Consider the following 13,055-nt stretch of genomic DNA (forward strand, 5'->3'; position numbering starts at 1 on the left):
AAAAACATACACTTTTTTACTTTTTGATTGATTCTAATTTTTGTAAAACTGTTGCAACATCACCGATTTTTCCAATAATCGTAATTTCATCATTTAACTGAATTATTGTCTCGGCTGCTGGCAAGAAAGTTTCTTTATTTCTTTTAATTAAAACCACATTAACATTAAATTGACGTAAATTCGCATTTCTAATACTTTTGTTTATATAATGAGGCGATTTTACATTAACACTTCCGGCAAAAACTCCATTTGCAATTTCTTTAAGACTATCGGCATAGTTAAGAAAATTTTTATCCACCGTCAAAAGCGCCATTTTAATTCCAGCTTCTTCTTCAGGGCTAATAATTCAGTCAACGCCAATCTGTTTTAAAACCCGCGCGTGCCTTTTATTTACTGCCCGGGCCGCTATTTTTAAATTATTAAATAAATTAATTTCGGCCTGTAATTCTAATAAAGTTGCAATAATTTCAATATTATCTGAAGTGGCTACTATAATCGTGTCAATATCTTCAAGCCCAACCTCATTTCGCATCGCGTTAATATCACTTGCATCCATAATAATGGGTTCTATAGTCGCAAATTCACGAATAAATTTAAGATTTTCCGCTTTCTTATCAATCACAATCACATTATGACCTGATTCAGCAAGCTGGGAAATTGCCGCTCTCCCTAGTCGCCCTGCTCCAATTATACAGATATTTGCTCGTTTCATTTGACTAAATTGTAGACCAAAATTGAAAAAATTTTTAAAATTATCCAAAAAAAATAAATTTAAAATTTTATAAATAAAATTTTTTATCTAACTAAATCAAAAAAACACTTTTTTTTATAGCATTTTTTGATTGATATAAAAAAATTATTTTTCTTTTAGATTTTTGCTTTTGATTTTTATAAAAACTAGTATAATTATATCACTAACTTTGAAAAATGGGCTTATTTTAGATTTTTTAGCTTACTGATATATAAAAAACACTAGAAAACAAGGAATAATTTATCAAAACGGGGAAAAATGAATTTGAAAATTAATTTCAAAAGTTTTCTAAAATCACTTTTTCGGCTAAAAAAAATTCATATAATTTTTGCTGTTTATACCATAGTTATTTTTCTTGGTGCTGGCTTTTTAGTTACGCCTTTTGCACATACAAACGCCGTTGACAAAATTAGTTTTCTCAGCGCACTTTTTACTTCAGTTTCTGCCTTTAGCGATACCGGACTTAGTTTGGTTGATACCGGAACAAGTTTTAATGTTTTTGGCCAGACTATAATTGCAATTCTGATCTCCCTTGGCGGAATTGGAATTTTTGCGGTAAAATTCTATATTTTTAACTTGATTTTTGGAAAAAAAATTAGTATTTTATCTCGTGAAATTCTCAAAATTGAAAGAGGATCAAGTAGGTTAAATGATCTAAAAGGTGTAATTAAAATCTCAATTAACCTCTTTTTAATTCTAGTTTTAATTTCAAGTTTGGCGCTAATGCTTCATTTTTATTATTATGAAATTAGCCCAAAAAAATTCTCTTTCCAACAAAGTCCATATAAAAATTTAGTTTTATCACTAAGATTTGCAATTTTTCATAGTATTTCTGCAATCAATAATGCTGGTTTTGATATAATTGGCGCCTATAGTTTCGAGCCTTATTATTATTCTTATTTTTTGCAGATTATTATTATAATTTTAACAATCATTGGCGGGATTGGTTATCCCGTAATTTTTGATTTTTATAGTTATTTTCGGATAAAACTATCAAAACAGAAAGTGAAAAACTTTCGCTTTTCACTTTTCTCAAAAATTTCACTTTTAAGTTATTTTGTAATTTCGTTTTTTGGTTTTATTTTATTTATTGCTTTTGAGGCGAGTTCAAAATCCAATCTTACTTTTTGAAATCAGGTCGAAAATGGTAACTGATTTGATAAGTCCTTTGCACTTTTATTTCATAATTTTATGTCGCGTTCGACTGGTTTTTTAACTTTTGATCTAAAACAACTTTCACAAGCAAGCACGTTTTTAACAAGTTTATTAATGTTTATCGGCTCTGCGCCGGCTTCAACAGGTGGCGGAATTCGTGTTACAACTTTTTGGATTTTTATCCTTGTAATTATTTCAAGAATTCGTGGATCCCAAGATGTTAATGCTTTTAGAAGAAAAATTACTACAGATAAAGTTGTTTCAGCCTCAATTGTTTTCTTTATTTCACTTGTTTTAGTAATTTTTCTTGTTTTTGTTGCTAGTTTTTCCCTTGATGATTCAATTAATAGAGGCAAAACTATTCCATACCAAATTCATCATTTAATTTTTGAAGTTACTTCTGCTTTTGGAACCTCAGGACTATCAACTGGACTAATTCGCGACTTGTCAACTGTTTCTCAGGTCGGATTTATGATTATAATGCTGATTGGACAGCTCGGAATTACTTCATTTATTTATGTTTGACAAGGCGATAATATCGGAAAACAGAATAAAACTTATATTACAGAAGATATTTTAATTGGGTAATTTATATACTTAAAATTTAAAAAACACTATAAATTACAGTAAGTTAGTATACTGATTTAACCTAAACATTGATTTTTATATATTTTTGGCTTTCTTATTCCGGTAATTTCAATTTATAATTTAATACAATATAAAAAAATATGGCCGTTCTAATCTAAATTTCAGTTTTCAAAGAAATTTTTAAAAAAAACCTAGGTTTTTTTAAAAATTTCTCCCGAGTTTCCCAGTTTGATGAGATAATTTTAAAAAAGTGTCCGGTTTCCCGTGCTTTTTTAAGTTTTTTGCCAAAAGTTAATTACCTATTTTTTTACTGATTTATTAAGATATCAAAGTAGAAATCATACCTATTTCAAATATTGGGATTGCTAGGAACACCATCGCGATTTTTAAATATCATTTGTTGATCTAAAGTGTTAAATTCAACCCTTTGTCTTAATTTTTGCAACATCGTTACTAAACCAACTTCAGTTAATTGACTGTTTGCAAATAACTTGTTATCACTAATATGTTTGTTGATTTTAAAAATTATAGTTTTTAAAATAACTAATGAGATAAAGCACAAAAATGTATGAGCTAGGATATGCTCATCTATTCTTAAAAATACAGGACGAATATTCAATAAACCTTTTAGACTTCTAAAATTAGCTTCAATATTTCACTGTTTTTGGTATTTTTCAACTATGTCTAAGACATTTAAATTTAGTATATTTGTTTCATAGACATAGTAACCATCAAATTGTTTGTCCTTGTCAATTTTACTTTGATCTAATTCAAATTTCATATTTGAAATTTCCCTAAAATATTTAGGTTTTTTACCAAACAATTTGTTTACTTCAATAAAACCATCTTTATTTTGTTTTTTAATAAAACTTTGGATTTGCTCTTCGCGAGCCTTGCTGTCTTTTATTGCTCTTTTTTTACTGTAAGTAATAACTCTTCTTCTAATATTTTCAGTGTATCTTTTATTTTTATAAGATGAATAAAATTCTTCTTTTTTATACTTAAAATCTGCATTTACATCAACATAATCGCTAGGATCTAATAAATAATCTTTAAATTTTTGACTGCCTATCTTTGCACGATAAGAAATAATGAAATTATATTCTTTTGATTCAAGAAATCGAATATTTGCAGCAGTGGACATGCCACGGTCAGCAATTATTGTCATATTTTTGATATTATATTTGGATTCAATATCTAATACAAAAGGGATTAGCGTACTAGAATCGGCTGTATTTCCTTTAAAAACTTTAATATGAAAAGGAATGCCATTTTTATCGCATGCTAAAGCAATGACAATTTGATCTTCTTTGAATTTAGCATCTTTAGAATAGCCAGGAATTCTTAATCCATTTCTTTCAAATGTCTCAAAATAGACTGTTGATGAATCAAAATAAAATTCATTGTCCCTTTTTCCAAGCTCGCTTATAACCATTTTGTTAAGACTATCTAAAAGTTGATTTTGTGATTCATAGACAAGATCTAAGAGTCTATAAAAGCTATTTTTGGAAGTATTTATTTGATTTGAGTAATCATCCTTTTTATCAAAAGCATTAATAATGCTACCAGGATCAGTAATTCGCTTTGAAATTAAGTAGTTAAAAATTTGTTTCATATTTTTATGCCTACTTTTAGGAAGTGATTCAAAAATATTGTGCTTTTCAATAAGTTTTTCAATTAATTCCCCACCAATAAAAACCGAACCTTCGATTATGGCAGAATTTTTAAGAGAATCAAGTAAAGTTGTCTTGATTTTATCTTTGTCATCTAAATTTGAAAATAATTTCAATTTTTCTTTGATAATTTGAATAGCATTTGGATTAATTTTTTCCAAAGTTTGCACATTTCCTATACTAAATCAACGTTTTGGAGCTTTCCCATAACCTTGTGTTCAGCCAACATATTTATATATTTTATCTTTTGAAGATCCTCAAACATTAAACAAAATCAAATTATGCTTTTTCATAATTTATAATTATACCATAAAATTACTTTAAAATTGTAATTAATTGTAATTAATAAAAATTAAGGTTTTACGGGTAAAAAACACCGATTTACGGCGATTTCTGCATATTCATATTCACTAAAAAGTGAATTTTCGCCATCAAACTGGGAAACTCAGGAAAAAAATATGGCCGTTCTAATCTAAATTTCAGTTTTCAAAGAAATTTTTAAAAAAAACCTAGGTTTTTTTAAAAATTTCTAGATTGTTTATTGCTTAATGATTATCAGCTTTAATTAAAATCCTTATTTTTATTAGCAATTCCTACAAAATGAATTCGTGCAATCGAAATATATTTGTTCCCCATCTTGTTATTAAAGTAAATTATTATCTTTTTTAATCGTTTTTTAACATTTACTGTAACTGAAAGTTGGCCCCCGACTCCGATAATTTTTTCCGGTTTTGCAATATTTTCCTTTGGTAATTGATGAATTTTTCCTTCCATATCCTCATATGAAACACTAATATAATCGTGTCATCAATTGTTTTTATGAACCGGCGTATAGTCACCATTATCAAAAAAGCGTAGGCGAAACGTTTCAACATAATAACCATGCGGATATTGTCTAACATTTTGCGGAATCATTTTAAATTCACTAGCTTTATCACTCCAGTTATTATCTAAATATCAGTAAGTATTTCCTTCGTCAAAAACGTTTTCTGGACGATATTTATACCCAAAATAAGTTGAATATTTTGTATCACCAAAACCCCAAATTTGTCTTGGATTTTTCAAAATGTTATAATTTACATAGTTAAAATGCTCTTTTTTTAGAAAACCTGTGAAAGTATTTCCCAAATAATTAAGCTCATATCTAGGTTCTAAATAAGTCGTTAATTTTTCATCCTTTACGATTTTTAGGTCACTAAAAAGTGTTGAATTTGTTTTTGTTAGTGCTAATTGAATTTCGCTTTCGGAAATTTCCTGCGGAAATTTTCACAAATTTTGTTTTGCAAATTCAGCTCATTTTTTGTCCATTTCAGTTCTAATATCATCAAAACTTGTTAATTTTATTGTTGTAGCTGAATTTTTGATCTCCAAAATTTCCTTTTTTGGATTTTGTTTTCAAGTAAATGATTTTATTATATAATTTCCAGTCTTAATTTTTTCAATTTCAGATTTTAGAAAATTAAAACTGAATTTAAAGTGAAAATTCGATTTTTTATGAGCAGAATTTGTTGCTGAATTACTTAGTTTTTCAATTTGTGCTTTGTAAAATTTAAGAAAATAATCCTGTTTTTCTTGGTTTTTTAGTTCCAAATTAAAAAATAAATTACTCTGACTTAAATCAAAATTTGAATAAACTTCCAAATTAAGAAGTTTATTTTTTTCATCTAATTTTAGGCCATTCACCAAATTAAGTTCGCTTTGAAAACTGAATTTTTCTGAATTTTCTTTATTATAGTAATTAATTTTTTGTTCATTTCCAAATTCAATAGTTTCAATTTGGTACTTTTCGTTTATAGTTAAATCTTGAAATTTTAGCTTTAGGTATTGCAAATTAGTCTTGTTTTTATTGGATATTTGATTATTTTGACTAGAGTTTTCAACAGTTGCTTCGACTTCAAAAGTCTCATTTTTACTATTTTTATAAATAATTTTTGCCTTGTCGTTTTCCTTAATTTTTCCCAGATTGTCATTAAAAGGAATTATTGCATCAATTGAATTTGGATGCTGGCTTGAAAAAACAGGAATTGAATCCTTGAAAATTTCATTTACAATAATTTTACTACTTTGCGACTTATCGACCGTAATTCTTGTATTATCAGAATTTTTTACCGCCACTAATTCATAAAAAGTATTAGTCTTTTCAAGATTTATTATTGTTTTGTTATCGTTTTTCCCATTCTTTTCAAAAAATTCTGACTCTAATTCTTTGTTTGTGGAGTTCCCTATTTCACGGAAAACTAATTTTGCTTGTTTGGCACTAAATTTATTTCCCTCAGTAAATTGAATTTTTAGAGTTCGTTTTTTATCAAAAGGTGATGAGCTTTCATCAGAAATCGTCAATCCGACTGTGTTTTTAATAGTTATAAACTCAAATTTTTCTGCATTTTGACCATTTGCATCATAAAAAGCGCCTTGTTGATTGTTTAAATTATAATTTTTTCAAGCTTTTTCTGGTTTATTATTGAAAAATAACTGTTGAATTTTGTATTTTGTTTCACTTTTAAGTCCTATAAAATTAAAATTTAGCACCCATTTTTCATTAGTTTTTTTAATTCTACCTTGAAATTTGCCTGTTTTTTCACCTTTTTCTGTTGTTAAAACCGCGCTGATTATTTGATTTTCACCAAAAACATTATCTAAACTTTTTAATTCGACACTAAAATTTGCCGAATTAATTGTTAAATCAGTAAATTTTGCACTATCTTTGACAACTTCAATTCCTTTTGGTTCAATTTTAATCTCGAATTTATTAACTGCAACTCATTTTTCGTCTGTTTCAATTTTTTCAAAAGTAAAAATTCTATTAGAATCAATTTTTTCGAAAACAAATTCAGCATCTTCGCCTTGAATTTTGTTTGAAATAGATCGGAAAATTTCATTATTACTTTTTAGGACTAAAACTAATTTTTTACCATTATTATTAAGTATTTTTGCACTAACAACTAATTTATCTGTAGAAAATTCCTTAAACTTGAGTTCCTTTAATGTTAAAATCGCGGTATCAAAGACAAAATTATTGCTAAAATCAATTGGAACTACCTTGTTATTTTGGCGAAAATTAACTTTATTAATTAAATATTTTTTGTTATTTTCAAGATTTATGTTGTCAAAAACTAGTTTTGAGTTAAAATTTTTAAAATTAGTTGCCACTGTCTTATTAGTTTTGGCATCTTTTTCGTTAAAATTCACATTAACTTGAATGCGATCGAGATTAATTTGATCAGAAGTTAGGTCCATTTTTAATGAATCAAAATTTGTTTGCTCAATTTGTTTAAGTTCAATTTTATTTTCTAGTGAAAAAAGATTTGTTTTTGCAATGTTTTTGTGAAATTCTGATCCATTTTCTTTTTCAAGCCATAATTTTTTTTGAATTTTAAAAGGTTCTAACTTTTTAATCTCAATTTGTTTATTAGGTAAAACATTAAAATGAAATTTTAGAAAAAGTTTGTCAGCTTCTTCTAAAATTTCACCGATAGATTCAATATTTTTTTCGCCTTCACTTGCAAAAATTTTAACTATATCACCTTGTTTTAATGTTTTATTTTCATCTTCTAATTCCAAATTTGCCCAAATTTGGTCAATAAAATCACTTTTTAGTTGTTTGATTTCTTTTAATTTTATTGGTTCAAAATATTTTACAAATGAAAAATCTTCAATATTGTTTTGAATCTTAATATCGTTTAGTTTATTTTTTGAATCATAATAATGAATATTTGACAAATAATATTTTTTATTCGTTAAAATTTTGTCAAAAGAAAAGTGGTATAATTTCTTATCAAAATCAAAATATCCATATTTTGAGGTTAATTTAGTTTGTCCATCTTCTGAATTTATCGTCAAAACCAAATTTGAAGATGTTAATTCAGGATCAATAAAATTAAAATAAACATCAACAGCGTCTTCATTTTGCGCTACTTTTTGAATTATTGAAAATTTTTTCTCCTGAATTGTTTCATTTTTTGAAGATTCTGTATTTTTTGGTAGTAAAATTTTTGCCTGTTCTGAATTTTTAGCAAGGTTTTTGAGTGGTTTTTTAACATCAAATTCAACAAAAAGATCGTTTAAATTGATTGGTTGATTCATTTTTGTTTTCTCATCAAAAAAATAAATGCCGCGAAGAGCCAATTTTTGATCTAAATTTAGTAGACTAGAGGTTAGTTTTGAACTTGCACCGGTTGAATCAACATTGACATTTTTTTCAATTTTATATCCTTCCTCATTTTTTAAAATTAAAAAAACATCTCGATTTGCGGTAAGATTTTTGTTAAATTGTAATTTTTCAGTTACGGTATTTCAAAAAACAGGTTTAAAAATTGGCGCATTTTCATAGGTAGCTTTAAAAATTTGGTATCCTTGAATTTCGATTGAAGTTAATTTGAAGGAATCATCAAGATTTAAAGGGTGATTTATTGTTAAATTACCGAGTTTGTCAACTTCAAAAGAAACAAACTCGGAATCAAAATTTTTATTTTGGAATTTAGACCTTACAATTTTACCTGCAAATTCTTTACTCAAGACAAAATTTACTAAAATATCACCATTTTTATTATATTTATATTCATAATTATAAATTCTTTCATAATTTAAACTTCTTGTACTCAAAATTATAATGCCCGAAAAAGATGAAACCACAATCCCAGCGATTCCAAAGATTAAAAACAAGTTTTTTTTGACAATTTTCATTATTTTTCTCACTTTTTTTCTTTTTTTCCATCACAGAAATTTAATTTTTGTTTTTTTTAAAATAAAAAGAAAATGATCTATTTTGTAGATTTAAAATCAAAATAGATCATTTAAAATTTTATTGGATAAGCTCAGGAAATTCAATTTTAAAAACTAGATAATTTTATCACAAAAAAATATAAAAGTAATAAAAAAATTTCAAAATACCTTATTTTTAAACATTTTAACTCTAAATTTAAGAAACTAAAATAAAATTTTAACACATTGAATTTTGCTTAAAGAAGCTAGTTAAAACAAAAAAGCATTAAAAATATGCTTTTTTTTAATTATTTATAATTCAATCTAAAATTTTTTGCTTTGATAAATCAGAATCATTCAGAATTTCTTCAACTTTTTCTACATCAATAAAGGCAAGGCCGATTTTTTGAATATAATCAATTTGTTCAGAATCTTTAACCGCAAGCCCAATAACAAATTTAACAGGTTGGCCGTCTCAATTAAGTGTGTTTTTGAGGTGGACAATTTCGATGCAATTTCTAAAAATTAGATTATTTCCTTCAAAATTTCCGTGCGGTAAGGCTAAAAAATTTCCTAAAGCTACTGAAGATTCCAGGTCTCGTTTTTCCATTGACTGCAAATATTCAAATTCACAACAGTTTTTTTGTTGGAAAATTCTAATTAATTTTTCAAAAGCTTGCTTTTTTGAGGTAATAATTTGATTTAAATGAATATTTTCGAGTTTTAAATTCATTTTTTCAGCCTTTTCTTTTGATTTTTATAAAAATTTAGCACTAATTTAATTTCATTTATATCTAAATTTGTTTGATTTTTTAGGAAAAATTCGGGACTTTCTGCCAATTTTTTCTGCATTTCGAGCGCCTGATTGTCATTTTCTCAGTCAAAATTTAATATATAAGCAAAAGTTTCATAAATAATACTTAACTTTTCAGATGATATTTTCGATTTTTTTGCATATTTTAATAACAAATCAAATCTTTCGTTTTTTGAAATTTTTGTAATAGGATTTCTTGCAACTCGCACAACTAAATCTTGCAAAACGGGATTTTTGAACCTTTTTATTGTGGTTTCAAAATATTCATTCATTATTTTTTGTTCTATTAAGGGATTTATAATCAAAACTGTCTGTTGTAAAACTTCCTTCATTTTTTCAATATAATTTTGAATTATGACGGAATTTAGCGCCTCATTAATAAAATTAAACTTTAAATTATAAGCAAAATAGGCAATTCCTGAGTGTAAGGCATTGACAAAAAACAACTTTCTAAGAATAAAAAAATCGAGATTTTCCAAATATTCAACAGTTTTTAGCTTAATTTTTTGTTGCTTTTCCTCTAAAATAATTTCTGAAAATGTTTCTGTATAAACGTTTAAATCATTTGAACTTGGCGCGATTTGGTCAATTGTTGTATCAACAAAGTTTCAAAATTGGCACTTTTCCAAAATAGTCTTAAAATAAGAACTTACTCTATAACCATTTTCAAAGCAAATAATTTGCTTATGTTTTTCTTCAATTTTTGCTAATTTTGCAAAAATTGATTTAAGAAAAACCAAGTTTTTTGCGCCGATTGAGGTTGAAATAATATCAGCTGAACTTAATTTTTTTAATAAATTTTCCTTGTTATTTAAATGGATTGCTTGAAAATTAGTTATTTTATATTTTTCACCATTTTCAAAATTAATGACATAATAAAAACCGTTCTTATTCAAATCATTAACCAAATTTTGATTAACATCGACAAAAATAATTTCAAATTGATTTTGATGGTATAGTTTTGCAATCAACCCGCGCCCGATATTTCCGGCGCCAAAATGAACCACTTTCATTACAAAAATCCTTCTTTTTCTTGTATTTTTTTAATTTTTTTTGCTAAATTTTCATAAGATTTTTTATCTAAAAATTGAGTTAAAGTAATAATTTTTGCTGTTGAATTTTTCGCTTTAACACGATCCTCAAGACTTTGAATTGTGATGATAATTTCTTCAGCCCCTGTTAAATCTGCAATTGCTAAATTAGTAATTTCAACATTTCTAATTCCATTTTCCTTTAAAATTTTTCGAAAAATTGAGGCCGCCATCACTGAAGAACCCATTCCTGCATCGCAAGCAAAAACAATTTGTTTTCAATTTAGATTATTTTCAGTTGGTTTTTTTAGTTTTATTTTTTCACTTTCTACTAATTTTTTGGCACTTTCTAAGGCAAAAGTTTCTTTTTTTGTTTTTTTTCTATTAATCAACTTAGCCAAAAAATTAACTCCTCAAGCGGCAACTAAAGTCGCTACCGCAGAGCCAAAAATTCCAATTGTAAGCCCAACTAGTGAATTTGTTGATTTTTCAACTTGAAGATATTGAGCAATAATTGAACCTGGCGAAACAGGAGCAACTGCACCAACATTAAAAATTTGGAAAATTGCATTCGCAAAAACCCCGCCTGCAATTAAGGCCAAAATCAAAATTGGCCTTAAAAGTGCAAAAGGGAAATAAACTTCGTGAATTCCGCCTAAAAAATGAATAGGAATTGACGAGGTTGCTTGACCTTTAATAATTTTCTCTTTTGAAAAAATTAAATAAAACAGCAAAAGTCCTAACCCCGGTCCGGGATTTGATTCTAATAAAAACAAAATTGACTTGCCGGTTTCAGTGACTTGAATTGCACCCAAAGTTGTAAAAACGCCGTGATTTATAGCATTATTTAAAAAGAGTATTTTTGCGGGTTCGACAATTAAAGCAATTAGTGGGTATAATTTTCACTGTCCCATTTTTGCTGTTAGAATCCCGAGTGATTTTATAAAATATCCAATAAAATAAATTGATAAATAATAAACTGGAAGAAGCAGAACAAAGCCGAGAATGCCAAGGTAAAAATTATTCACCAACATTTGATAGCCACTTGGAATTTTATGAATCCAAAATTTTTCGCTATGTTTTAAAATAAGTGCAGAAACTGGGCCAAAAAGCATAACTGAAACTAGCATCGGTGCGGTTCCGCCAGTGATTTGGGAAAAAGTCTCTGATTGGCCAGCGGCGACTGATGCAATTGCAACAATACCAGCAATTGCTCCGCCCCGCATTTTATAAATTTTATATCCTCCTAAAAAACAAATTAAAATTGGAATAATATAGACAATCCCGATTTTGACCATTGTTGCTAGTTCTTTATTTGGGGTTCAGCCTGTTGGGATAAAAAAGGATGTCAACAAACCTCAGGCTATAAAAATCCCAATAATTGGCATAATCATTTGGCCTAAAAGTGAGCCGAATGCCTGAATTTTAGTTTTAAGCATTTTGAACAAATTAGCCATAAAACTCCTTTTTCTTGGTATAATTTTTAAAAATGAATAGTAATTTAATTGATCAACTTTCATTGTTATTAAAGCAAAATCGGAATTTTATTGATAAGGAAATTGCCAGTTTTTTGCTTTTAAATATTCAAAAAATAATGTCTTTAAAGTTGGAAATAATTGCCAAAAGTGCAAATTGTTCAACTGCTTCAGTTATAAAATTTTGTAAAAAACTAGGTTTTAAAGGGCTAAAAGATTTATTGCCCGCTTTAGATCGCAATTATTCGTATTTAAATTTCCAAAAAAAACGTTATTCTGAGAACAAAATTAGTCAAAAAAATCAAATTTTAAGCAAATATCATCTGTTGATAATGAATAATCTTGATAAAATTTATAATCTAAACTATAATTCGATGATAAAATTTGTAAAATTATTACAAAAAACTCGACATATAATGCTTTTTGGGAAAGGCTCAAATTTAGAATCTATCAATATTTTTGCAAATTATTTATCAAAATTGCAATATCATATCGATTATCATTATGATTTTGAGGTTCAACAAAAATGGACTGAAAAATCAATTGACTCAAGTGTTTGTGTTTTTTTTAGTTTCTCCGGGATGCATTCAATAATTGATGAATTAGTTAATAAAATGAAAGCAAAAAATTGTATAATTGTCGCTTTTACTGGAAATTTTGAAAGTAATTTATATAAGCAATCTTTAATTAGTTTTTTAACTTTTAAAAATGAAGATGTTCTTGAAAATCACACCTCTGCACGTATTTCTTTTATATATTTAGTAATGCAAATTATTAATTTGTTGAAAAATTAGTCGGTATTTTTATATACCACAATCAATTTTAAGTTTTTAAAACGATAATTTATATTTTTAAAATTAATTTTAC

General features: G+C 26.8%; 8 protein-coding genes. 2 read left to right on the forward strand and 6 right to left on the reverse strand.

Annotated elements, in window-relative coordinates; genetic code table 4:
* Positions 1–16: 16 nt before the first annotated feature.
* A complete protein-coding gene (locus MHJ_RS02905) occupies positions 17–712 on the reverse strand; it encodes a potassium channel family protein (RefSeq protein WP_011284289.1) in 696 nt (231 codons plus the stop codon).
* 297 nt (positions 713–1,009) lie between these two features.
* Between MHJ_RS02905 and MHJ_RS02910 the strand changes: the two genes are divergently transcribed.
* The gene (locus MHJ_RS02910) at positions 1,010–2,494 is read left to right on the forward strand and encodes a TrkH family potassium uptake protein (protein WP_011284290.1); all 1,485 of its coding nucleotides are present in this window, start codon (positions 1,010–1,012) and stop codon (positions 2,492–2,494) included.
* Positions 2,495–2,801: 307 nt separating this feature from the next.
* Here the strand turns inward: MHJ_RS02910 and MHJ_RS02915 are convergent, their stop codons facing one another.
* From MHJ_RS02915 to MHJ_RS02935, 5 genes are all read right to left on the reverse strand, one after another.
* Positions 2,802–4,460 carry an IS1634-like element ISMhp1 family transposase gene (locus MHJ_RS02915; RefSeq protein WP_011284291.1) on the reverse strand — a complete coding sequence of 553 codons (1,659 nt, stop codon included), beginning with the start codon at positions 4,458–4,460 and terminating at the stop codon, positions 2,802–2,804.
* A gap of 268 nt (positions 4,461–4,728) precedes the next feature.
* Complete coding sequence (locus MHJ_RS02920; RefSeq protein WP_044284695.1) at positions 4,729–8,850, reverse strand: hypothetical protein; 4,122 nt, start codon at positions 8,848–8,850, stop codon at positions 4,729–4,731.
* Positions 8,851–9,172: 322 nt separating this feature from the next.
* On the reverse strand, positions 9,173–9,601 hold the full coding sequence (locus tag MHJ_RS02925) for a PTS sugar transporter subunit IIA (protein ID WP_011206399.1): 429 nt from the start codon (positions 9,599–9,601) through the stop codon (positions 9,173–9,175).
* Positions 9,592–10,695: a mannitol-1-phosphate 5-dehydrogenase gene (locus MHJ_RS02930; RefSeq protein ID WP_011206400.1), complete on the reverse strand. Its 1,104-nt coding sequence runs from the start codon at positions 10,693–10,695 to the stop codon at positions 9,592–9,594. Before MHJ_RS02930 ends, MHJ_RS02925 begins: the two co-directional genes overlap by 10 nt.
* Positions 10,695–12,170 carry a PTS mannitol transporter subunit IICB gene (locus MHJ_RS02935; protein ID WP_011284294.1) on the reverse strand — a complete coding sequence of 492 codons (1,476 nt, stop codon included), beginning with the start codon at positions 12,168–12,170 and terminating at the stop codon, positions 10,695–10,697. Before MHJ_RS02935 ends, MHJ_RS02930 begins: the two co-directional genes overlap by 1 nt.
* Positions 12,171–12,202: 32 nt before the next feature.
* On the opposite strand from MHJ_RS02935, the gene MHJ_RS02940 reads away from it, so the two are divergent.
* Entirely contained in the window at positions 12,203–12,982 is a 780-nt protein-coding gene (locus MHJ_RS02940; protein WP_044284696.1) for a MurR/RpiR family transcriptional regulator, read from the forward strand.
* The last annotated feature ends 73 nt before the right edge of the window (positions 12,983–13,055 follow it).

It is taken from the genome of Mesomycoplasma hyopneumoniae J (assembly GCF_000008205.1).
Taxonomy (GTDB): Bacteria; Bacillota_I; Bacilli_A; order Mycoplasmatales; family Metamycoplasmataceae; genus Mesomycoplasma; species Mesomycoplasma hyopneumoniae.